The sequence below is a fragment of the Eleftheria terrae genome, assembly GCF_030419005.1.
In the GTDB taxonomy this organism is placed as follows: Bacteria; Pseudomonadota; Gammaproteobacteria; order Burkholderiales; family Burkholderiaceae_C; genus Caldimonas; species Caldimonas terrae.
In genome coordinates this window covers 2956653-2979559 of sequence record NZ_CP106951.1, presented here as the reverse complement: position 1 = coordinate 2979559, position 22907 = coordinate 2956653, and the positions used below count along the sequence as shown (strand labels likewise).

Annotated in this window: 13 protein-coding genes and 2 pseudogenes; 8 read left to right on the top strand and 7 right to left on the bottom strand. The window is 62.8% G+C overall.

The features are described 5' to 3' along the window. Nucleotides 1–2: 2 nt before the first annotated feature. The 5 genes from N7L95_RS13100 to N7L95_RS13080 are packed head-to-tail and all read right to left on the bottom strand — an operon-like array spanning nucleotide 3 to nucleotide 9839. Entirely contained in the window at nucleotides 3–1778 is a 1776-nt protein-coding gene (locus N7L95_RS13100) for an AIPR family protein (protein ID WP_301255688.1), read from the bottom strand. A gap of 2 nt (nucleotides 1779–1780) precedes the next feature. Continuing rightward, nucleotides 1781–2785: a PD-(D/E)XK motif protein gene (locus N7L95_RS13095; protein WP_301255687.1), complete on the bottom strand. Its 1005-nt coding sequence runs from the start codon at nucleotides 2783–2785 to the stop codon at nucleotides 1781–1783. After that, nucleotides 2769–5657: a Z1 domain-containing protein gene (locus N7L95_RS13090; RefSeq protein WP_301255685.1), complete on the bottom strand. Its 2889-nt coding sequence runs from the start codon at nucleotides 5655–5657 to the stop codon at nucleotides 2769–2771. Before N7L95_RS13090 ends, N7L95_RS13095 begins: the two co-directional genes overlap by 17 nt. A 22-nt stretch (nucleotides 5658–5679) precedes the next feature. Next, on the bottom strand, nucleotides 5680–7176 hold the full coding sequence (locus tag N7L95_RS13085; RefSeq protein ID WP_301255684.1) for an ATP-binding protein: 1497 nt from the start codon (nucleotides 7174–7176) through the stop codon (nucleotides 5680–5682). Then, nucleotides 7173–9839: a sigma-70 family RNA polymerase sigma factor gene (locus tag N7L95_RS13080; RefSeq protein ID WP_301255683.1), complete on the bottom strand. Its 2667-nt coding sequence runs from the start codon at nucleotides 9837–9839 to the stop codon at nucleotides 7173–7175. Before N7L95_RS13080 ends, N7L95_RS13085 begins: the two co-directional genes overlap by 4 nt. Before the next feature lie 1112 nt (nucleotides 9840–10951). On the opposite strand from N7L95_RS13080, the gene N7L95_RS13075 reads away from it, so the two are divergent. From N7L95_RS13075 to N7L95_RS29610, 3 genes and pseudogenes are all read left to right on the top strand, one after another. After that, the gene (locus N7L95_RS13075) at nucleotides 10952–15433 is read left to right on the top strand and encodes an NACHT domain-containing protein (RefSeq protein ID WP_301255682.1); all 4482 of its coding nucleotides are present in this window, start codon (nucleotides 10952–10954) and stop codon (nucleotides 15431–15433) included. 239 nt (nucleotides 15434–15672) lie between these two features. After that, nucleotides 15673–16215: a glyoxalase superfamily protein gene (locus N7L95_RS13070; RefSeq protein ID WP_301255681.1), complete on the top strand. Its 543-nt coding sequence runs from the start codon at nucleotides 15673–15675 to the stop codon at nucleotides 16213–16215. A 514-nt stretch (nucleotides 16216–16729) separates the two neighbouring features. Next, nucleotides 16730–17128 (top strand): annotated as a pseudogene (locus N7L95_RS29610) (H-NS histone family protein); the annotation flags it as partial. A gap of 119 nt (nucleotides 17129–17247) precedes the next feature. Here the strand turns inward: N7L95_RS29610 and N7L95_RS13065 are convergent. Next, nucleotides 17248–18024 (bottom strand): hypothetical protein, encoded by a 777-nt coding sequence (locus N7L95_RS13065; protein ID WP_301255680.1) that lies wholly within the window; start codon nucleotides 18022–18024, stop codon nucleotides 17248–17250. Nucleotides 18025–18254: 230 nt separating this feature from the next. After that, entirely contained in the window at nucleotides 18255–18356 is a 102-nt protein-coding gene (locus N7L95_RS29605; RefSeq protein WP_363324881.1) for a SymE family type I addiction module toxin, read from the bottom strand. 1213 nt (nucleotides 18357–19569) lie between these two features. On the opposite strand from N7L95_RS29605, the pseudogene N7L95_RS13060 reads away from it, so the two are divergent. From N7L95_RS13060 to N7L95_RS13040, 5 genes and pseudogenes are all read left to right on the top strand, one after another. Continuing rightward, nucleotides 19570–19698: pseudogene (locus N7L95_RS13060) on the top strand (LysR family transcriptional regulator); the annotation flags it as partial. Nucleotides 19699–19793: 95 nt separating this feature from the next. Next, nucleotides 19794–20909 carry an IS5 family transposase gene (locus tag N7L95_RS13055; RefSeq protein ID WP_301255679.1) on the top strand — a complete coding sequence of 372 codons (1116 nt, stop codon included), beginning with the start codon at nucleotides 19794–19796 and terminating at the stop codon, nucleotides 20907–20909. A 184-nt stretch (nucleotides 20910–21093) separates the two neighbouring features. Further along, nucleotides 21094–21861 carry a LysR family substrate-binding domain-containing protein gene (locus N7L95_RS13050; protein ID WP_301255678.1) on the top strand — a complete coding sequence of 256 codons (768 nt, stop codon included), beginning with the start codon at nucleotides 21094–21096 and terminating at the stop codon, nucleotides 21859–21861. 194 nt (nucleotides 21862–22055) lie between these two features. Continuing rightward, nucleotides 22056–22613, top strand: a complete 558-nt coding sequence (locus N7L95_RS13045) for a Tse2 family ADP-ribosyltransferase toxin (protein WP_301255677.1) — start codon at nucleotides 22056–22058, stop codon at nucleotides 22611–22613. 23 nt (nucleotides 22614–22636) lie between these two features. Further along, the gene (locus tag N7L95_RS13040) at nucleotides 22637–22882 is read left to right on the top strand and encodes a hypothetical protein (protein ID WP_301255676.1); all 246 of its coding nucleotides are present in this window, start codon (nucleotides 22637–22639) and stop codon (nucleotides 22880–22882) included. Nucleotides 22883–22907: the final 25 nt, after the last annotated feature.

Here is a 22907-nt window from a genome sequence, read left to right as displayed (position 1 = left end):
CTTCAGCGAAGTTCGGGAATGTCTTCGGATGCCGCGGAGTAGCTTGCACCGAGAACCGCATCCCTGCATTCCGGCTTTTTCGCCCACTCGGAAACCATCCGGCCTGCCGCCGTCCGGTGCAGTTCGGCATCCACTTCCCTGGCCCATGTGGCGACCTGTTCCAGCAGTTCCGGAGAGCACGCTTGGCGAGCCCAGATACGGTCGAGATCAATGCGCTCGCCAAGTCGATCAGAGAGCACGGCCACCACGTAGGCCGTGACATTTGCCTGGAAGGCCTGGAACATCGGGCGGACAAGCTTCTGAGCGTCGCGGAAGAGCTTCGCCTTGGCGATCATGCCCTTGTAATCCGCAACCGTCGGCAACGGCAGCTCCGCCCCTTCCGGCCCGCTCAACGAGGCCATGAACCGGTCGAAGTTCTTCTGCGAGCCCAGGCTGACCACTTCCGGCTTGCGATCCCAAGCGTTCAGGTACTTCGCCAGGTCGGTCTTCGTGATCCGGCGGGCGGGAGGAATGGCTTCCTTGAGCGCCTTGAGCCTGGCTGGCGTCGTTCCTTCCCGGGCCAGCATCGTGTTGTAGCTGCCTGCTGCACGCTCGTAGAACCAGCGCCCGACCCCGTCCGGGCAGTAGACGGTGAGGGACAGCTTCTCGATCTCGACATGGAACGGCTTGTTTGCGGACAGGTCGGACTGCCGCACCGCGTTCTGGCTGTTGGCGAATCGGGAAATGTCGGAGACCAGCGCCTCCTCCCTCACCGGGTCCTGCGTCTTCATGACGATGATCTTGGCGGGCACTCGCACGCGGCTCAGGTCCGTGTCGGGAAATTTCTTCTTTGAAAAGTAGAGAGAGGCGGTCGTCTGCCCTCCGTTGACGATCTGCAGACCCTTTAGCCATGCAATGCCGGTCGAGCCGTCCTCCGCCTTTCCGAAGCGGATCTCGTCAGCGACGACCACGATGCCGTTGTTGTAGGCCATGAAGCGGCCCGGAGCAGTCCTCAGCGTGTTCTGGATTCCGGCGTTGACACCCTTGCCCTTGACGCTCAGGAAGGACCGGACGTTGGCCTCCAGCAGGCGTGCACCGAACTTCTCGTACAGCAGCCGTAGCGCTTCGCCGGGGATGGCGGTCAGTGCGTAGTCGTAATCGTCGTCGCCCGTCTCCCCGGGCACCGAGACGCACGGCAGCGGCCGGCCCGACACTTCGGTAAAGTCGACCACCAGCTCGTCGCGGGGTTTGCCCTCCGACAGGTGGCGGTACAACCGCTCGATGTCCATGACCTCGAGACGGACTGCCTTGCCGGCGATGTCCCGGGTCTTGAAACTTTTGGATTTCGTCACCTTGTCCGTGAGAACGAACACGCGGACCTGCTCGAGCTCGTCGTAGATCTCCTGAAGGATCTCGGCGAAGCTTCGCACATCGGATGTCGGCTCGAGCTTCGGCGCCAGCTTGCCCTCCGCGGCAAAACCGATGAACCTGAGGCATTGCTCGACCGCCGTTCGCGTTTCGGTGTCGGAGATGGGGGTCGGCTCCTCGACGCCCTCGTAGAGGCTAACGAACAGGTCGAGCTGGTCCTGCTCTTCCGACAGTGCGTAACCGCTGAGGCGCAGATTGGCATTGAGCACCTTCCCCTGGAAATGACAGGAAACCGGCTCGAAGGTCATGCCGATCTCGGCCATGTGCTGCATGGCAATTTCGCAGAAAACCAGCTCGGCAAACGGAGAACCGTCAGCCATCTGGTTCCTGACTTCGGTCTGCGTCTCTCGCAGGAAATCGGGCAGTGACATTTCTACAGCACCTTCAATGCTTGGAGCGCTTCGACAAGGCTGAGGCCATTGCCATGCACCCTGTCGAGGTCGAGTTCATAAGCCGCCCTGAATATTCCGGCGGGGACGGTCGCGTGAGTCAGACGGGGAAAGCTTGCGGTCACCAGGAGGATACGCATCTCTGCCAGTTCCACGCGCCGGGAGTACCGACCGGCGTGGCTGCCGAGGTAGCCCGCCGCCAGGAGGCGTTCCGCCAGCATCCTCCCGGCTTCGGTGTCGTCTCCGGTCCTGCTTCGCAAGTCGGCAACCGATTCGGGAAGCGACCGCCCGTCTGCATGCTGCCGAAATCTCAACCCGGCCAGGAAGAGTGGCTGGCGAACCGAGTCATCGAGCTGGTCGAGCGAAACGATTCGAGCGGGGAAGCCGGACGAGGCAAGTGTCGCCTTCACCTCGATCGCTCCTGTTCCGAGCAGGAAGTCCTGCGTACCGCCCAGCGGCCCCACCCATGACTCGATCGCTGCTGCGGGCGGCATGCCGGTCTCGACGATGGCCGAAAGCATTGTCAGTTCCCCGATCAGCCCCGTCTCTGCCTCGGCGCTCAGCGCCTGCCCCCCCGTGCGCATGAATTCCTGCCACGCACGCACGCGACCGAGGAAGCCGCGCAGTGATCGCTGGGGGTCAAGTGATGTCTCAGCATCGAGGGCCCCCGCCACGTCACAGGCCATGGCAAGGAACAGCTCGGCGCTGCCCGTCGACTTGCGGCTGAGAGCCAGAGACAGGGTGCCGGCCTGGTTGAGGTCAACCCGCTCCACGTTGAAGCCCTGGCCCTCGGGCAGCTTGTCCGCGGCCGGGAGCGACGCTCCGGGGAAGCGAACCAGCAATGCCTCCTCGTTGCCGGGGAAGCGCCGACCAGCACTGAGGAGGCACCGCCCCGATGGGGCAATCGGGATCGTCCGCCATCCGCTGTTTCCGTCGGTGCTCGACAGCGATTGCCAAGCCAGGATGAACTCCTCACTCTGTCGGGCCATATTCCTGCTCCCAGCGCTCCCACGTCAGGTGGTCCACCTTGTACTCAACCTTGATCCCGGAGTTGCTCTGCGGGAAGCTGAGGCCGATCGCGATCACCGGAGCCGTGCGGCCTTTGAGGGCCGGCTGGTCTGACTTGGCGGGATCGAGCGGATAAATCAGCAACAGTCCTCGCTCCGGTGCTGGCGCAACTCCCTCTGCACCGTTCCCGCGGATGCGCCGGATCGCCGGTCCGTTAGGAAGCTCCGGCGGCTGCGGTACCTGACCGTCCTTGTGCCGGCCCGGATCTTTTGTCCAGGCGTGCCGGGTTGCCGTCAAGGCGGCCTCCCAGGCGGGTCCCTCCAGGTCGATGGCTTCGTCCCTGGGCGAGAGAAGCCGGCCGATAGCATAGCGATCGCGCGGGTCCCCTGCCTTACGCTTGAGCATCCTATCAATCGTGATGCCCCCCGGGAAGGTGTAAGAACCGCCGTCCCCGCCTCCCAGCATCACAACGGTCCACGAGGTGAGTTCCCCTTCGGTAGCCATTGATCGGATGAACTGGGCGAGCAGGCCGCTCTTCACCTTGGTCGCCTTGGGGTGCGTCGCGTATCCTTCAAGAAACTCGGCGACCAAGTCGGCCGGGATGCCCTGCCAGAGGTGGCCCTGCCACACGTGTTTGCCACCCCCGCGCGACCGGCTGATCTCTCCTGCGTGGACTGGAGGCCCCATTGCCCGGATCAACTGCGCTGTCGCGGACAGGTTGCGATCGAGCTGAGGCCCGTCGTCGAAGAGGGAGACCGTTTCCAGGAGTTCGCCGCTGAACGAAAGCTGCAGGCTCTTCGCAGTGCGCATCTTGAGCGGCGACGTCACCAGCAGCGTCGGATGAGACTGAACTTTCAGACCGTAGTCGCGCGGCTTCGCGCCGCGATCGGCCATGTCGTCAAATTCCTCGCGCAGCTCCTCCGACGCGTCCGCGATGTGCCCGAACCATTCGACCAAGTCGTCACTGGTGTACAGGCGGCACAGGTCCACGTAACCCGGCCGGTACCCGAACCAGCGCCCCATTTGCATCAGCGTGTCGTACATCTTCGTCGTCCGAACGAAGTAGCTCGTGCACAGGCCTTCCAGTGTCAGCCCCCGTGCAAGCTTGTCTCCGCCGATCGCTATGACCTTCAGTCCGTGGCCTTCCTCGTCCGCGTAGTCGAGTGCGTCCTTTGCCGTGCCGTTCACCGTGCGGACCGAGATGTCCGAGATCACATCGGGGAGCGCATGCGCGATCTCGTCCCAGGCAGGAACCTTCCGCGCGCCATCTGCTTCCGGGACGAGCTGCTCGAGCTCTGCCGAGGTCGGAACGAAGTCCTCTTCCCACAACCGCCGAAGCTGCTCCAGCAGTTCCTCGTGGTCGATCCGGCGCGTGATCCGCTGTTTCATCCTCCGCACAGCCTCCTCGACCTGCAGATGCACGTGCTGCTGCACCGCGGTAAAGCGCGTCACGTGGACCAGCATGGAGGAGTGATGAGAGCCCTGCCCGCGGCAGGTCCGTGCAGCGCATGCCAGGACGAAGGAACAGATCGCGTTCCTGAGCGAGGGAGGAATCGCCTCCTGGCCGTTGTAGATGGGGATGTGCTCCTTCCTGTGTCTCGCAGGCATCCAGCCGCCCGGTTCCTCCCTGTTCACATGATCGGCGACCGGGCGCGTGAGCGGCAGCCCTCCGTCCCGCCCCTCGGGGCCCAGGAGACCGAAGACCCGGGCGGGACCTACATAGTTGGACGGGGCGGCTAGGTTGACGATGAACGCCTCGGGGAACAGGTCGGGGCCCTCTTCCGGGGTCTCGTTGCGCCGGTGGATGAAGATGTTGGCAAATGGCGTCGCCGTGTAGCCCACGTAGGCCGACTTCTCGAAGGCATGAAGGATCTTCCGGATGAGGCTGTTGATGGTCTTGGGCTGATGCTCCTCGTCCGGCTTGCCGTCCGCATCGAACAGCTGTTCGCCCGTGTCGACGGAAGCGTGGTCCGCCTCGTCGTCGATGACGAGCAGCGGCAGTTTGGTGACGACCCGGCGCCCGGTAGCCCTGTCAGTGGTGTCCGCGACGTGCCCCCGGATCCACTTGAGGAGCTGGGTGAGGACCGTCTTCTGCTTCTTCACGACGAACAGCCACGGCCGCTCCTCGGGCGTGATGGCGAAATGCCTGGCGACTGTCGCACTGAAGTCGCCGTTGTCGGCACGGGTTGTTGCGCAATGCGGGTGAATGCTCGGATCGCTATCAATCTCGGCAACGCCGATCGGCTTGCCCGGATCTCGGTTCGCCGACGTCTCATAGCCGAGGAAGCATTCTTCGAGACGGATCTGCGTTTGCGCCCGCAGGTTGTTGTGCACCCCGGCGAGGACGATGATGATCTTGTATCCGGCGTCTGCCGCCTTGCACACCAAGCCGGAGTAGTTGCTGGTCTTGCCCGACTGGACGTGGCCGACGACCAGTCCCCGGCGATCCCATGCACCTTCCCGGAGCGGATCCTCCAGCTGCCTGAGGATGTTGTCCGTTGACTCGTCAAGAGCCTGGACCACGTCGAGGGCCAGCTTTCGCTCCAGGTAGCCTTGATACCGCTGCCAGTAGCGCCAGTCCTTCTTCCTTGCCGAGACGAGCCAGGGCCTGTGGTTCTCGTCGTTCTCGAGCGTCGAGTCCCTCCCGATCCAGTGACTGAAGCGCCGGATGAGCTCTGCAACCGCACACGCCTCGTCAATCCCGCCGGGGTGCGCGGAGGCCAGCATTGTCGCGGCGACTTTCACCTTTTCCGCGATGAGGGCCGGTGTGATGCCTCCCTTTTCCTTGTCTCCACGCATAAGCGTCTGCGCGATGCTGATGGCGTCGGCGAGCGCTCGGTCGTTCTCGGTCATGTCGAAGTCCTTGTGCTTGCGTTCACTGCAGCTCGTCCGGTAGGCCGTCGACGAGCGCCGGATAGTTCTGGAATGGCTCCATGCCGAGCAGCGTTCGCTTGGCGGCCTGAGCACTCATCCCGCGGCGTTTGACCATGTCTTCGTAGAAAGGGAATAGCGCCTCGATGACGGCCTTCGGCGGTTCTCCCGCGAAGGCCGTGCGAGGGGTTTCCCTGTTCTCTGCCGTGTCAAGCCAGATGCGCTGCACCGGCACCGTTTCCTCGATCACCCTCAGCATGGCGCGCACGAGTGTGGCCTGGGGGCCTGAACCGTCAAGGACCGCCGCAATCGCCGGGTGTCTTTCGTCGATCCGGTATTTGACGCCCGACCTGCTGTGCTCGGCCCGCCAGGCATGATCCAGCGGGACACCTCTGTGGCCCGTTGCCGGTGCTCCCCGATACGCAAACACCTTTCGCGCGCGGGCACGCGTGTCCTCTGCCAGACGCGTCAGCCAGGGGCGAAGAGTCACGGGCGGCCGCGCCGTTGATTTCCGGATGTCGATCCTCCAGGCCGTGTCGGCCGTGTTCGGGATGTCGAGCCGGATGCGGGCCAGCCTGTGAGCCTCTTCCCGGTTCCATGCGCGGCCCTGCCCCAGGCCCAGCCATCCTCCGGCAAGCAGCAGCCGCTCGTTGCGATAGACATAGAAGCCCTGCTGCGCCGTCCAGCCCTCGGGACCGGCGGCCGCTTCGAACTCTTCCGCCGTCAGCTGGTCCTTGTGGGGCAGTACATGGCACTCGACCTCGATCTTGCCGACGTCGGTCGGCATCCTGGCGATCGGGGACGCCCATGGCTTTGCAGCATGACCGCTCATGAAAGGGTCCCAGGGCAGTACGGGCCGCCCGTTGATCAGCAGCCGCAAGCGCCTCCGGGGACCGCCCAGAAGGCGATGGAACACCATGGCCAAGTGCCGTTCGGCGCCATCTATCATGTCGTTGAAGTCGTCCGCCGTGTACCCGGGCGTGACGATCCGGTCCATCGCCTCCCACAACACGAGTGTTCCCGCGCTTCGTCCTGAGAGTTGCACGAGGAAGGGCTCGGAGCCGGTAGCCGGCCCTTCGAACAGCAGCCACCCTCCATCGGCACTGGCGGCCAGCTGGTCGAGGTCCCAGCGCAGGCAGGCAGTACTCGGGCCGACCACGGAAGCGACCGTCAGCCGCCGGCATTGCGAAAAGGAGGCGGTCTTCAGTCCCAGGCCGAAGCGGCCGAGATCCTGCGGTTCGCGGGAATCCACCGGGCTCTTGTCGCCGAGGGTCATCGCACTCTCGAGTTGGGAGTCCGTCATGCCGTCGCCATCGTCGAGAATCGAAATCCGGCTGTCGGGACCGCTCCAGGCGAAGTCGATGCGGACCTCCCGCGCTCCGGCCGAGATGCTGTTGTCGACGATATCGGCAAGTGCGGATCCGGTGGAGTAGCCGAGGCCGCGTAGCGACTGCAGCATCGCGGACGCGCGGGGCGGTGCGTTGCGAGTTCCGCGGCTCATCGCCAGTAACCTTTCCCCGGCCAGTGCTCGAAGCCCATGGCCATAAGATCCCGTGCCAGGCGACGCAGGGTGCTGTCTTCGGGGTCGTTGAGGTAGACCCAGACCGACCCGGCGCCGTGCTGCTGCCGGAGGTCCTCGACGGGAATGCCGTTCTGAAGGCACCTTTCGAGCAGGCGGGCAAGAGCGGACGGTTTCGCGGGCTCCTCCGGCGTGGAGGATGCCTCGACTGTCATGCGTTGCCTTCGTGCCCCCCGCGCGTTGGAGGGGAGAGCGCCCCTGCCGACCATCTTCCTGGCGGCATCGCTGTCGCGCTCGTGTTCGCCCTGTTGTACGGATGAAGGGTCCTTACCGAGCCACGCTGCAAGGGACCCGGAGCGGTGCGGATGTCGAAGGTCGCGGAGGGCGGCTGCCTCTATCTGCCTGATCCGTTCTCTAGTGACCTGGTACTTTTCGCCCACTTCCTCCAGCGTGAGTGCGTCGTCCAGCCCGAAGCCAAAGCGCATGCGGAGTACCTGCTCCTGCTTGGCCCCGAGGCCGCGCAGCTGCACGTCCAGCGTCCGGCGCAAGTGCAAGGCCGCGACATGCTCGAACGGATCGGCGTTGCACCGGTTCTCGATGCCTGGTTCAAGATCGAGCGCCTCAACAGGGAGGGGCTCGGAGGTTGCGCGCAGCGCCGGACCGATCTTTGCGATCGGCAGCGAAAGCCGTTCGGCCAACCATTTGACCGGGGCTCGACGGCCCGTCTCCCTTTCGAAGTCCTCGTCCTCTCTCAGAATGCGGCGGGCCGTGTCGAACATGTGGACCGGAAGCCGGATGAGGAGGGACTTGTCGGCCACCGAGCGGCTGACCTGCTGGCGGATCCACCAGATCGCCATGGTCGAGAACTTGAGCCCCCGGCGCCAGTCAAACTTGTCGACGGCCTTCAGCAGCCCGATGTTGCCTTCCTGAAGGAGATCTTCCATCGGTACGCCCAGGCCGTGATACCTCCTGGCAACCGTCAACACCAGCTTCAGGTTCGCATCCGTCAGGCGATCCCTCGCGTCCCGATAGGCCCGGACTGCGGAGGAAAAGCGCGACGCCGATGCCGTTCTGTCTTCGCTTGCCGCGGCGCATAGGTCCAGCAGGAACTGCCTCGTGATGCGAAGCTCGGCGAGTGTTCGACGAATCTCGATGGGAAGCGCGGCCGCTCCACACATGTTCGCCAGATCTGCAATCCTCCTGAGAAAACCAACAGGATCGGCCGAACGGTCCTCCAGTTCAACCCCCGGTTCGTCGTCGGATCCGTTCCCCTCTTGCGAGGAACGCGGTCGGCCAACATCTTCAATGCCTGCCGCATCTCCAGCGTCTTCCTCAGGCGGGACATCATCTCCAGCCTCGGCCGTAATCCAGCTCATGGGCCGGGCGCCCCTGCGCACGGAATCTGCTGCCACGACGAGGTGCTGAAGGCCTGCGGGCCATGCTGAAAGGGCGTCGAGCGCCTCATCCACGCCCCTCTCCATCGCCTGCGCCAGTGCAATCTCCTCCTCGGCGGTTACGAGTCGCTTGCGGTGCAGGTCTCTCATATAGAGACGGACCGGGTCGTTCCGGTTCGACCGGAGGTCATCCAGAAATGCCAGCGCGTCGGAGACGGCGGCCTCTTCCTCAGACGTCTCGTCGGGATCGACAAACACCTCGAAGTTGTCGAATGGAGAGCGGTACTCCACGCGGTCATCAATTTCCGCCCCGAGGTCGTTCAAGACAATGCGGAGCAGGACCTTGCCCGCCGCGTCCTTGTCCTGCTCGGGATCAAGGGACAGGTCCTCAACGGCGGCAAGCGGCACGCTCCCTTCCCGTACCGCTCTCAGGACGAGGCGGCGCAGTTCGGCGACACCTTTGGCGCCTTCCGCACTCGGCAGCGGGGCCGCCAAGTGCGGCAGAATCACCTCGATATCGTCCCACGCAGCGGACGAATCGACCGGGGCATGCAGTGAGATCGATGCCTGGATCGCTGCTGCTGCTTCCGCCACTGAGCGGTCATCCACCGGGGCCGGCCGATCCTCCTCTGCTTCCCAGGCGTCAAGAGCGGCAGGCAGGCCGCTGCCGAAGCCGTCCGTGAGCTCGTCAAGGTCCATGACATCCTGGCGCTGGTTGTCTCCTGGAGATGGGACAGGAGTCACGCCGTGGTTGCCGCCGGAAGGCGCACCTGCTGGGGCCGAATTGCTGAGGGCAATCGACGCCCGCTGCTCGCCCGATTGACCAGCGCTTGGCCCGAATTCCGGTAGAGGCGAGGCCGGTCGAAAGATCGGCAGCGTGACGCCCGAGGCCGGTGGATGGCTGTCTTCTTGCGGACACGCAACTGCCGTCGCGCCAGCGCCCGTTACGGATACGGCTGCCGCGATGCGTTCCGCCGCACGCTGAGCGCCGAGGCGCTTGGCGTGGAAGAGAGCGTCATTCCCGGCTGGATCACGCGCGGTCGGGTCGGCGCCGGCTTGCAGCAGAAGTTCGCATATGCCCGCCCGGTCGTGAGAGGCCGCGATCATCAATGCCGTCAGCCCCTTGTCGTCACGGGCATTGAGGTCGTCACCCCGCTCGATGTGCAGGCGAACCGCGCTCTCGACGCCTGTAACAATCGCCGTTCGAAACAAGCGATTGAGGCGCGGAGCATCAGGCTTCGGCTCGCTCACGCGGGCTTCACCTCGCTCGCGCTGATCCGCGAGTTGGAATCGGCTGTGCTACTCCCCGGGCCGGCTGCGACTGGCTCGGGTTGTGTTCCCTTCGGTCGGCTAATGTTCCCTGTGTCCATGGCCGGGCTTGTTCTGGCTAATTGAAACAAATTCTACAGTGCCCACCTGCAGCCGTGCGTACCATCACACCCGAATGATTCACAGTTGCCGGGAGACGGGATGACGTGAGGAGGGAGTCGATGGTCCCTAGCATCATGATGCCGCCGCGCGCAGATTTCGTTCCTTCCGAACGGCGCAGTCGCCCACAGGTGGACGAGATCAGGGCAGGGCAGGAGAGGGAGACGGGGCTCGGTTGGCCGCGTACGGTAGCGGGAACGACACAGGAAGGCTGGTCTTATGGTGGTTCTGCACCACCAAAATACGACGCCCAACCGTTCTCGGTTGGGCGCTTTCGTTTGGGCCTTTCCCGCGCCAGTGCGGGCTTGCGGGGCGTTCTGCCTGTGCCGCGGGTCGGCCACTTCAGGCGAATTTCTGGTCCAGTTCGATTCTGTCCTGCTCTCTCTTCTCTGAAAAAAGAGACCACTTTTTCTAACCGGCACAAGGAGAAGTCCTTTGCTCACGCGGGCTTACGCGTGTGTCGAATAGAGCGGTTGCAAACCGTCTTAGTGGAGCAGAGACGGGTAGAAAACCGGGGTGAGCTGCTACTCACATCCCCGGCCGCACTGCGACCTCGGTGACTTGTCGAGTTCCTCCCATTGAACACATTGGCGCCTCCATAAACTAGATCACGTGTGAATGATGCAGCGCGTCTTCTGCGCTGAGTGGAAACGTTGCCGACCTGTTGGATCACTGGAGCAGTGAGAGCCGAGTGAGGGGGGGGCAACTCCGAGATCGTGTCCGTCCTTCGCGGAGACGCTGAGGATGTTCGGGCATGTGCCTAACCTTTGCGTTGACCGGATCCGGCCGGGCAAGGCGAGGGCTGCTCCGCAGGCATGGACCCGTGTCTGTGCCGAGTAAAGCCGTTGCAGAATGGTGAAGAGTAGCTGTTCGGCTATCAAATCAAACCGCCAAGTGGATGCGCGCCAGGTTACGGTTCAAACAAGGAGAAATCCATGCTGGAAGGCGTCGCACACTCGGCTTTGGGCAAGGCGTTAAGTTGGCTGGCTGGGAAGGCAATGGCCCTTCTTGTTCGGCGCAAGGCGCGAGCGGCGCTCCATGGCGGCGACGCGATCGATGCCAAAACCGTCAAAGGCCAGGTCTCGCAGACCATCAAGCAGTTGCTCAACGAGCCACTTCTCAACGAGAAGACGAAAGTACGTGCGTCCCGCGAGTGGCTGGTCCGGCCCGACACGCACGCTGAGATGACCAACTACGTGACTGGGTGCCTAGGTAGCAACCAATCCCTCGAGAGCTCCAGCCTGGAGCGCATGAGCAAAACATACGCCGAGGTCACCGGCGAGGCAGCTCAACTGGCAAAGGGGGTTGTCATCGGCGTGGCCGGCTATATAAGTGAAATGCTGGCTGCCCACCCGAACTTTGTTGCCGCCAATCTTCTGGAGCTTGCTGCTGAGGGACGCGCGAGGCGCGCCGCACAATTGGCTGCACGGGACGCTCGAGTATTGATTGATGCCTCTAAGGCACTGCTCGACCAGGCGCCCCAAGCGGGCAACCTTTTGGCGCAGCGGGTACCTGCAGTCTTTGACTCCGGAAGTGGCTCGAAGGAACGCAAACGGTTGGACGTCGCTGCGCTTGTTCGGCTGCTTGTCGAGCGCCGTCTGGTCGTCGTCGCCGGCGAAGGCGGCATCGGCAAAACGACCGCTTTGGTTGAGCTTGGCAGGGCGTTGCTTGATGACCCCGCGCTGCCTGTTCCGCTTTTCGTTTCTGCAGCGGGTTGGTCGCGCACGGGACAGCCGCTCTTGGAATACCTCGCCAAACTCGGTGGCGTCCAGCGCAGTGGCCTCGAGGAAGCGGAGCTCTCCCTACTGCTCGACGAAGGCAAGGTCGCCGTCTTGCTGAACGGCTGGAACGAGGTGCCTGCAGCCATGAAGGCGTCCGCTACCGCGCGTGCAGATGATTTTCTGGCGGCGCACCCGGGAGTTCTCGTTGCGTGCAGCTCCCGACGTGCCGAAGGCCCCTTTGCGACTGCCTCTGGAGCGAAGGTCCGCGTTCTGGAGTTCAACTGGGAACGACAGCGGGAGCTCATGCAACAAGCGTTGGCCCCCGACGTGGCACGCCGCCTCATCGAACGCTTTCAAAGTGACACGATCTTGCGGTTGGCAGCTCGCAATCCTTTGCTTCTTTCCAGCGCGATTCGTCTCGCCCAGGAGGGCCACGAGGTTCCGGCGACCCTGTATGAGCTGCTTGATGCAGTGCAGTCCCTACTAGAGGCGTCGGGCCACCGTGAAGTTGTGCTGCGAGAAGGACCTGTCTTTGGTCAACAGCGGGTCTATCTGCGGCAGCTTGCAAGTGCAATGACCACTGCCGGTGCTGCCGACTTGCCTGTCGAAGATGCGCTACGGGTGGTGGGAGAAACTGTCGCCGAGCTTCGCTTGGCACACCGGGCCGGCAATAACGTCGAGCCGGCTCAGGTGCTCGAAGTCCTTTGCGATACCCACTTGCTCCACCGCGATTGCGCCGACGAGACGGTGCGATTTGCCCACCAACGCTTTCAGGAGTACTACGCCGCCGCGTGGGTGCTCCAGCAACTATCTGTGCAGGAACTCTCCGAGGACATTGAAGGTTCCTTGCTGCGGGATGTCTTCAATTGGCCGGCTTGGTCGGAAACCTTGCGACTGGCCGCTGACAAGCTGGCTACTGGGCCGGCAACTCCTCGAAGGCGCCTGGTCGACCTCGCGCTTCGCACCGACCTGACCTTGGCCAGTGCCCTGGCAGGTTCTGTCCGAATGCAACCTGAGGAGGGCGCTCCCTTCTCAACGCTCACCGAGGGCATCACAAAACTTCATGCGACTTCATCGGCGGCGGCCAGGAACCATGCGATGGCTTGTATGGCGCTGTGCCGTTGCTCGTTGTTCGGGGCTGAGTTGGCCGAGCTCATCGGAGCCGGCAACCTGCAAGAGACCCTCGCCGTGGTCCATGGTGTTGGCGGCCTCAGCGTCCGCTCCTTCGACGGAAGACTGATGGACCTTTACGGCGCCTGGGATGCGACGCAACGTGACGCATTTATCGGGGCTTTGGGCGGGCATCCGGAGAACCTGCCATTTCTCATTGACGTTGCAGCACGGGATGAAAGCGAGCAGGTCACCGAGCAGGCCATCGCGGCGCTAGCCTGGCAGTTCCCTGCCTCCGGAGCGGCTCTCGACGCCTGGTTCGCCGCACCAGACGAGGTGAAAATCTCGCATAACGCCTTCTATGCTGTCATGTTCCTCGTCCCGGTTGAACGAACGAAGGAGATTGTCAAGGAGGTGCAGAGACTGGCTGCGAGTAGAGGCGACGACGCACTCCTCCTGCGCCTTGCATATCAACTGCCAGTAGAGCAATGCGCCTTCGCTGTCGATGCGGCCAAGAAGGCCCTCCGCGAGGGCGAGCGCTACCAAGGGAACCATGCGCTCAAGCTCGTCCAGGCGTTCGCGCCTGAGGAACTAGCTGCGATTGCAGGGGAGCTTGTCCTTCTGCATCCCGTGGTTCCTGACTGGGCCGCCGAGCAGCTCGCTAACCTCGGCGCTGATGAACGACAGGCTGCATTCGCGCGGCTGTATCCTAAGGCCGTTGGCTCTTCGGCGGAAAAGGTCGACGCGGGGCGAATTGGAACCCTTGCATCTCCCGGCGACGTCTCAAGATTGTTTGACCGATGGCTCAACCAGCCTAACTCCTCAGAGGAGGAGCAGGTTCGCGAGCGCCTGCTGCATCGAATGCTGCTGGCTGCGTCGACGGAAGACCTTTCCAGCGCGGTTTTGGCGCAACGGCATGTGCTGGACGTCCTCCGAATACGTAGGATGCTCGCGCTCCTGTCTCGTCCGCGTACGCTCGAGCGCTACTCAGATCAGGCACTCGAGGAGCCTCGTGCTCCCGCGCGAGCCGTGGTCGAGGACTTGGTTACACGGTATTGGAGCACTGTGGAGCCTTACGACGTCCCTCCAAATGGCGCCAAGGCAGCCCTCTGCAGCCTCATGGCTGCCTCGGACCCTCAGTACTTCGAAGAACGCATTCTCGAAGGCCTCATGCTTGAGATGCAGCGGCGAAACACGGTCGCCGACTGTCGCACTCAGCAGAGTTCCAACTCGCATGCTGGCGAATTCGAGGACGCGGCCGTTGCTTGCGGAATATCAATGGCGCAACGGTTGATCCCATTGCTGGGTACCCGTGATGAGGGCTCCGTGCTGTCTGGCGTGCTGCGGCGGATCGCGCTCAAGCCCTGGAAACGAACGAAGTTTGATGGCCGCCTAGACATGCCTGCGCGTCGACAGCGGCTCTCCGAAGGACATGTCCTTCGCCAGCGGGACGCTGATTACCAGGCCGTCACCGATGCACTAGCGAAACATCTTGCGCACCGTATCCAGAAGCTCGGGGACGAGACTGCTCATCCAAGAGAGAATCTGTTCCACCGACGCTGGTGGCTGATGACACTGCTAGCAGGTCTACCCACCCATGTCGGCTGGGGGGAGCTGCGCAAATGCCTTACACGTGGCGATGTGCTTCTTGACCGCTTCATATATGCCCTGAACTCCCTCGTTTCCCAAGGTGCCGGCCTCGACGACGATGACCTGGTCGAGGCGTTGCGAGCCAAGTTTCACGAGCGGCTGGAGAGCAAGGAGTGGTTCGACCAGCAAGACACCACGTTGGAGGACTTGGCCGCCCTTCACTTCTTCATCGAGTCCGACGCCTTCTCCTCGTCCGACCTCGATTCCACCGTTGACCTTTGGGTCTCGAAAGCCCCGAACTACGTCATCGCGCGCAAGCTGCTCGAAATTGGCACGGCGGCAGCCATGGGCCAATTCTTCCGCCACGCGCTGAAGGGGACGTTCAAGGGTTTGGACGAAGTGGCGTCTGCCTTCTTGCACAGCTCGGACGGGCCGCTAGACTTGGTCACGATGTCGCTCGACGGCACACTGTTCAGACTGCTGCGGGGCTACCATGCTCAGGAAGCAGTGGCCACCGAATTGTCAAAGCGTCTCTCCGAGAAGCCAGAGCAGCTCCACAAGGTCTTGGAGACTTGCTTGCGACAAGGTACAGACGTTGCCGGAAAGCTAATTTTGTCTCTCGTGCGCCTCCTTCCGGAGCCCGATACGCGGTCCCTCGACTACGTGCTTGACTATTTCGACCTCGCTGTGCGTGGAAAGTGTGGAGGCGATGTGTTCTCGCTGACTGAATTCTTCGAACAACGGGAGCTCGTCGAGGGTTCAACGAATATCCAGAACGTCTCGTCCAGGGCATGCAACTATCTTCGAGTTCAGCTCTTTCAAAGAGCGTTGGCCGGGGCGCTGGGGGCTCGCGCGGCCGCGACACTGCTCCTTGCAGTGGAAGAACTGCGCTTCCACTATGGACGTCCCGTCGACGAACCGAGGCACCCCAACCTCGACGGTGGATCGGCCTGGCCGCATGCGCTTGCTGAAGCGTTCGCGCCTAGCGCGTGCTGACAGCTACAAGGCCAGGCCTACCGGCAAACGCTCATCGAGGTTGTCGGCAGGCCGACTCGATGCTGCTCAGTTGCAGCTATCGTTTCGCTATACTGCTGCGCAAAGGGGTGGCAGCCCCGCCGTCCGCGTCTCACCGAGACAAGGTGAATCTGCTAGCTTGTCTTCCGTCGCTGGTTCTTCTTCCGGTGCCGGGCGTAATGCGGACAACGCCCAGAGGGTGCACCGGAGACGGAGAAACAATGACCGATTCTCGATCTGCTACCCAAGCTTTTGTGTTTGAAATGAAGGGACAGGCAGCCGCGTTGCGCGAACAGGCGCGTAAATCAGGGACTGCATTGAGCCACAGCCAAGCGCTTGAGGTCGTAGCTCAGCTCAATGGCTTCAGAGACTGGAACGCTGCGGCGGCAGCCAGAAGCACCGGCAAAGCTGCAGCTGGCGATGCAAACCGAGCATCTCCAACGCGTCCCGCAACTCTTTCTAAGGTCCAGTTGGACCTGAAGAATTCTGCAGAGGCGACCCCGGCTATGGTGGCCGCTTTGCTGGCCTCCGTCGATGACGATCGACACTGGCAGCTGCGGGTCACAAAGGACGGCATCGCGTACCTATCTGATGTCGCGGGCAATTCTGACCTCGACAGCCTGGCGTTCAGGCTCGAAACCTGGTGTGCAGGATGCGGGGATGTTGGCCCGCAGGCGGCCGCAGACGAGCTATGGGTCCTGTCGGTGTACCGCGATCTTGTCGAGAACTGGCCTGATCCCAAGTCAGCGCTGATCGACTGGTGAATCGCAGGCATTCGGTCAGCCGCGTGTTGACCGGACGCTTCGACCGTGCGAGGGTCTGGTGTCGTCATGGCAAAGACGTCGGCCCTGGCGCCGGTCAATAGCGCGCCTGCAAGGATTGCGCGACTCGGGAGCGGTGGGCCTACCGCTGTGAAGGCTTCGTCTTCGAAAGGCTGGACAGCGGCACCCATCGGCCAACCTTGCCGGGTACGCCCTCGATCTGGCCATCATAATATTTCGAGACTCGGGCCCATCCGCCTTTCACTTCAAAAACTTCTAGCTGCTGTCGCTTGCGCAAAGTGTTTGTTGCCGGGGCGCGCTTGCTTGGCGCTAGCCGTTCCTGTACTTCATCGACGACGAAGTATTGCTCGGGAGGTGCTGCTTGGGCGCCCACGTTGTAGGCCAAAACAAATACTGCAGCGAGTGAGCGAAATCGCATGGTCGGGCCCCGGCGTTGAAGTGGGAGTGATTACACAGCGCTGGCTGACCCGGTTCACGTGCAGATGTCACGACGGCTATGCCAGAAACTGACAGGTCAGCCGCAATGACACCGCGGCGCCCGAGCTGGACGGTTCCACAAGGGAGGGGCACCGGTGAACGCAGCATGTCCGCAGTAAAGTACCGCACCAAACACACTATGGAGTACCCGCTGATGCCAAAAACGTACGCCCAGCTGCGTGACGAGATGGGAGCGCTTCAGCGCCGTATGGAAGCCGCCAGGCGCAAAGAGGGCGCCGGTGCCTTGAAAGAGATCAAGAATGTCGTCGCGCTCTACGGCTTTACCGCGGAGGACGTGTTCGGCGGTGAGAAGGCTCGGACCCGGAATTCATCAACGGGCAAGGCCTCACGGGCCGAAGTGCCGAAGTACCAGGACGCCCATGGCAACAGCTGGTCGGGCCGCGGCCCTCGCCCGCGCTGGCTGCGCGAAGCTCTGGAGCGAGGCGAGGTGATCGAATCCTTCCTCGTCGCCGAAGGTACCAGCGAAGTCCGCGCTGCAAGCGAGCGGGCGCTAGCCAAGAAGCGTCGCTCCGCCGGTCAGCCGCCGGCGGCCAAGAAGGCCTCGCGCCGAACTGCTGAGGCGCCCGGGCGCAAGGCCGCATCGAAAAAGGCAGCGAAACCGGCCACCAGGAAGCGCAGGGCGGCGGTGTCCGCTGCAGCGGAGAAACCCGAGGCGACCGCAGCCGAGTGAGAGCTACCCCAAGCCCGTTGGGAGGCAGATGGGCCGCTCTCCTCGCTCCAGGCCGCTCGCGGCACGGCGCTCTCGGGAACGCGTGCTAGGACCTGCGCCTCCAGCATCCTGATCCGGTCAGCAGCATCCGTGACCGAGTCGGTGATGTACTGCGTGATTCCCAACGGGATGTCGAGGGCAGCCAGGTCGTTGATGACCTGCTTAGCCTGACGGAGCCATTCGACGTGCATGGCGCTCAGCGTGGCGAGCTGCTGCGCAAGAACGTCCGGCGCAGCAGCGTCGAGGCACGATTGAAACGCCATCTCCAGCGCGGCCGTCGCGGACAGCATCGCCGCGAACGGCTCATGCAACGCGCGAGGAATGGCCAGCTCTGCGCTCTTCAGCGAGTCCTGCTGGCTCACCCAGTCCGAGGCATGGCGCCACAGGCAGGCGAAGGCCTGGAATCCGACATAGCGTTCGTACAGGTCAACAAGTTCCGCTTCTGTCGCTCCTTCGAGGATCTGCCGGAGGCCAGGCAAGAAGCCCAGCATTCGGTCGAGAATGATCTCTACAGATGCGCCTTGGGCGGCGAGTTGTTTGATGCGCAAATCGATGGCCGCAGCCACCTGATCATGTGCGTGCATGCTCATTTCCTTCAGAGGTGGATGACGGTTGGCGAGGTGAGCCGGGGCACCTGCTAGAAATTGCAGCGTGCCACTGGGAACCAGCTACTGGAGCCCGTTCGCAAGGGGTCTGCACCGTCTGCTCACAAACCTGTCCACAGCTGTGGTGGACAACTGCGGGAGCGACGGGCGCCGACGGCTCAACGCACCATGGGGGAGGGGGCCGCTGCTAGCGGCCTGTTCGCCCTCCTTCAGTCCGTCGTCAGTACCAAGCACCCGGCCATGACGCGGACCCGCACCTGCGTATCCACCTCAAAGCCTGCGTCCCTGAGCCATTTGCCCCGCAGGCGCACCCACGGTACCGGTGTGTCCGCCACGCCAGAGGGCTGCCGGCTTCGGTCGTAGGGGAGGAACGCCCCATTGACGCTGAGGTAGCGCTCGTTCCTCTCTAGCTTGCTGGTTGTGGGCAATGCTTCGCCCGGCCTATGATTGACATCAGCCACGATTGACTTCCTGCGTAAGTTGATTGTGGTTAGCCGATCCGAGGTGTTCCCGCACCTTCGGGTCGGCGCCTTTACGGCGTCGCCGCGCGGACAGAATAAAGAGACAACCTCCCACAGGGAAGGACCCAGCGGGCGCTTTTCTGGCTCATCCAGCTACAAGCGCGTCTGCTTGATCGCTGGCCCGGTCTCCTCCTTCTATCCTTTCGCGCGACGAGCAGTAACCGTCTACAGCCGCAGTGCTGCAAGCACCGCGTGCTGTGGTGGAGGAGCAGCCGTCGTCGACGGGCTCTTCCCGATTCGCCTTTCCACATTGCATCGGACCGCTGAACGGCTGGCTCGCGTCACACCGCAGTGAATGCTGTGCAAGGTCGCCCTCGAGAACGCGGGGGAGGACCCATGCGGCAGCCCTGTAGCTTTCCATCCAAAGGTCCCCGATGCATCACCTGCATCGATCTCCAAGATTGGCAAAAGGTCGCCGAGCTGCGCCACGATCAGGATGGGGTCCTGCAGCAGTACCTGAACCAGCCGATAGCGGTACCGGCGCTCTCCACTGGCGCAGCGGTCCAGTGCCACAAGCACCGAGCGGTGAAGCCCAGTGATGAATCCATCTGAGCGTAGCTGTCGCTCCAGTCCCCGGTACCAGATGCGCCTTCGCTGCCACGAGACGTCACGTGCAAGCGTTGCGCAGCACCAGAAGCCGTATGGCGTGTGACCGTCGAGCATGCTTCTCCTTCAGATCGCCTGCAAAGCGCGCAGGCAAAGATCGCCCATCCCACACCCCTCTTTGGGGCAGGAGCCTTTATCGGTTAAGGAATGCAGTCAGCCGGTTCTGATGCTGCTGACGGTAGTTGGGGAGCCGAGCCTATGAGGGTGACGCAGAACGTGCGACCGGGCTCTGAATGGATGGCAGGATGACCGCCAGGCTGCCGTCGCCTTAATCTCGACCAATCCTTCTTTCCCCATTGCTGCCTCCCTGTGTACGCGCTATTTTTCGCCGAGTTGGGCCCGCACTTCAATGACATATTGGGTCTGGGACCCATTCCTCAAAGTTATGGGAGGTCCAATGGAGCTGAGACACCTGCGCTACTTCGCAGCTGTTGCAGAAGCCGGCAGTTTCAGTGTGGCGGCAGAGGGGCTGTTCATCGCTCAACCAGCCTTGTCGAAGCAGATCCGTCAACTAGAAGAAGAGCTAGCAGGCTGCTGAAATACCTCGCCGTCGGCAGCGCATCCTGGCGGAGATGCGGCACAGTGTCACCCAGCACCCGAACCTGAATCTTGTTGTCACCTATGCGCGGTCCCGACACCTTCACCGAGAGCCTGTTCAGCGTCAAGAAGCTGGACGACTTCGTGCCGGCCACGCATCCGCTGCGAGCGATACGCGCGATGGTCAACGACGCGTTGATCGAGCTTGAAGACATGTTCGCCGACATGTATGAGGACGCCGCCAAGGGCGGGCGTCCGAGCATCGCCCCGCAGAAGCTGCTACGGGCGATGTTGCTGCAGGTGCTGTACTCGGTGCGCTCGGAGCGACTGCTGATGGAGCAAGTGCAATACAACTTGCTGTTTCGCTGGTTCATCGGCCTATCGATGGACGACAACGTGTGGGTGCCCACGGTATTCAGCAAGAACCGACAGCGCTTGATCGAGCACGATGCGGTGGTCGCGTTCTTCAACGAAGTGCTGGCGCAAGCCGAGCGCAAGAACTGGCTGTCCAAGGAACACTTCAGTGTGGACGGCACGCTGATCCAGGCGTGGGCCAGCCACAAGAGCTTTGTGCCCAAGAAGGCCGGTGACGACGACGACGCGGGCGGTGGCAGCAGCAACGATGGCAGCGACTTCCGGGGCCAGCCGCGCAGCAACGACACGCACGAATCGAAGACCGATCCAGACAGCCGCCTGTATTGCAAGGGCAAGACTGCCAGCGAGATGCGCTTCATGGGCCACACACTGATGGACAACCGGCACGGCCTGATCGTCAATGCCGTGGTCACTCAGGCAGACGGCTATGCCGAGCGCGCGGCGGCCCGGGCCATGATCAACGATGCCCGGCAGGTCAACCCTGAGGCAGAGATCACGCTGGGTGCAGACAAGGGCTACGACGCGGCGCAGTTCATCGCCGAGTTGCAGCAGCTCAAGGTCGAGCCTCATGTGGCGCAGAACAAGTCGGGGCGTCGCTCGGCGGTGCCCGATGAGATCGCCCAGACCGACGGGTACGCGTTGTCGATGCAATGCCGCAAGCGCATCGAGCAGGCCTTCGGGTGGGCCAAGACCATCGGCTCGATCCGGCAGGTGATGGTGCGCGGACTCAAGAAGGTGGACCAGTTGTTCGTGCTGAACATGGCGGCCTACAACTTGGTGCGCATGCGCTCGCTGGGACAGGTCCGTCTGCAAGGCGCCAGATGAGCAGCGCAGGTGCGCAACTCGGCCCTCCACAGGGGCGAACCGGCCCGGAAATGGCCCTTCTGACACTCCTCGCGACGGCAGCTACCGAAACTCCATCAGCTCGCGGGTCGAGGTAGGTGCTTCAGCGCAGTATTTCAGCAGCCTGCTAGGGGTCCTGCTGTTCGCTCGGCATGCAAGGGGAGTTGTGTTGACGCCCGCCGGCAAAGCGCTGCTGCCCGAGGCCCGCGTGCAACTTGCGTCCATGGGACGCCTGGCAGACCTGGCGCGTCGTGCAAGGGGCGTGGAGAAGCACCGACTCAGGGTCGGCATCGCTCCTTCGTTGGCGATTCCGGTGCTGCCTGGGCTCGCAGCCCGACTGCAGGCGCACTTCTCCGAATTCGACATGGACGTGCGCGACATCGCAAGCACCGAGCAAACCGAAGCCTTGCTTGCGAATGAAATCGACATTGGTATGGCGTGCCTGCGGCCGAGGCATTCCGCGGTGTCGGTGGCGTGCCACTTGGAGGACCGGCTCTGCATAGCAATGCATCAGCAAGATCCTCGGGCCAGACAAGAGTCCTTGAGATTGCAGCAGTTCGTCGAGGACCGATTCGCGGCCTTCAGTGAGCAATCTTGGCTAGCACGCGGGGACCGGCCCGACCCGATCTTTGCGAAGGCCAGATTCCAGCCCTACGTGCACTATGAGGTCGCGACGGTGCACCGGGTCCTGGACTTGGTCGCGGCAGGGCTGGGTGTGGCCTTGCTTCCCTCAGTCCTTGCGGTTCACCGGCCCAAGGAGGTGGCACTGCGACCGCTGCGCAACGTGCCGCGCTGCACCGCGCTCGCGCTGCTTCGGCGGCGAGCCGACAGCAATCCGGTGCTCGCATTCGTGGATCCGGCGATGCGGGAGATCTTCGCCCGTCTCCAGCAAGCTGCGGCGGATGCGCTCGATGGCGCAACGGTCGGGTGCTGACTCTAGCTGCACCATCGCCGGCGGCTTAACAGCGGACTACGTGGCGAGGACGGCCTCTGCTGGGCCGGTCCGCAGGTTGTCGTGGAACTTCTTAGACCGATGTGCACCGGTACCCCCTCGTTATGGGGGGAGCGCCTCGACCATGAGCGAGCAGACTGCACAATTGAGGTGCTAGGCAACAGGGAGCAAAATCGATGAGCCAAGAACTGCGCCGGGTCTATGAAAAGGCGGGTGCCCTTGATCGCTATTACGACGAAAGTACGCCGGTCGATCTTTATCGTGGTCGTAGGAAGGGCGACGCGACGGACCTGATGCAGCCGACATTGATCGGCTGGTACACCAAGCAGGACCTGCGGCGCCCAGACGTCCTCGCTGTCAATCAGCAGGGACAGAGTCCGCAGTATGTCGGAAGCGACTTTGGCCAGCTGGCGACGGAGGACCAGGCGAAACCCCTCACCGCCGACATGTTGCGCAACGCGGACAAGTTGATGGTCAAGGGATGTCGCACCATGAAGGGCGACCATCGAGGGGTGTCTGTGTTCGACAAGAAGAACACGCTACTGCCCAAGTTCGAGTGGTATCGGCTGCCTGCTGGGACGGCACTGCCCCCAGCACTTGCCGTAACGCGAGATGCTCCTTTTGCCACGAGCAGCAGACCCACCCACTACACCGTCGCCCCCAAAGACGACATGCCACTGTCGCTGTTTCTGCAGCATCTCAAAGGCCTCGCAGCGAAGGCTGTGGCCGAGTAAAAACGATCCTGGAGAAGAACCCCATGTCTGAACTGTCGATGCAATGCCTGTCCATTCTTGTTTCGTCCGTGCTGAACGAGCGAGAACGGCTGCTCAAGCGGATCCAGGAGGTCTCGGACGAGGTCGAGGAGGATGAGCGCCTGTCAGAGCGGGTCATGGACATTGACCGCGTGCTCGGGGAGCTGGAGGAGGCCTATGAGGCTGCCCGCGCAAAAGAGCCTGTTTACCCCAGTTTTGAAGCGCGCTACACCGCAGTGTTTCCTAGCTGATTAGTTGTGGGATTCGCAGACATCG

What these genes read in the sequence shown, in the direction of transcription:
- N7L95_RS13070 (WP_301255681.1), top strand. Translation starts at nt 15,673, where the DNA reads ATGACCGATTCTCGATCTGCTACCCAAGCTTTTGTGTTTGAAATGAAG.
- N7L95_RS13045 (WP_301255677.1), top strand. Translation starts at nt 22,056, where the DNA reads ATGAGCCAAGAACTGCGCCGGGTCTATGAAAAGGCGGGTGCCCTTGAT.
- N7L95_RS13055 (WP_301255679.1), top strand. Translation starts at nt 19,794, where the DNA reads ATGCGCGGTCCCGACACCTTCACCGAGAGCCTGTTCAGCGTCAAGAAG.
- N7L95_RS13100 (WP_301255688.1), bottom strand. Translation starts at nt 1,778, where the DNA reads ATGTCACTGCCCGATTTCCTGCGAGAGACGCAGACCGAAGTCAGGAAC.
- N7L95_RS13090 (WP_301255685.1), bottom strand. Translation starts at nt 5,657, where the DNA reads ATGACCGAGAACGACCGAGCGCTCGCCGACGCCATCAGCATCGCGCAG.
- N7L95_RS13065 (WP_301255680.1), bottom strand. Translation starts at nt 18,024, where the DNA reads ATGCACGCACATGATCAGGTGGCTGCGGCCATCGATTTGCGCATCAAA.
- N7L95_RS13040 (WP_301255676.1), top strand. Translation starts at nt 22,637, where the DNA reads ATGTCTGAACTGTCGATGCAATGCCTGTCCATTCTTGTTTCGTCCGTG.
- N7L95_RS13085 (WP_301255684.1), bottom strand. Translation starts at nt 7,176, where the DNA reads ATGAGCCGCGGAACTCGCAACGCACCGCCCCGCGCGTCCGCGATGCTG.
- N7L95_RS13075 (WP_301255682.1), top strand. Translation starts at nt 10,952, where the DNA reads ATGCTGGAAGGCGTCGCACACTCGGCTTTGGGCAAGGCGTTAAGTTGG.
- N7L95_RS13095 (WP_301255687.1), bottom strand. Translation starts at nt 2,785, where the DNA reads ATGGCCCGACAGAGTGAGGAGTTCATCCTGGCTTGGCAATCGCTGTCG.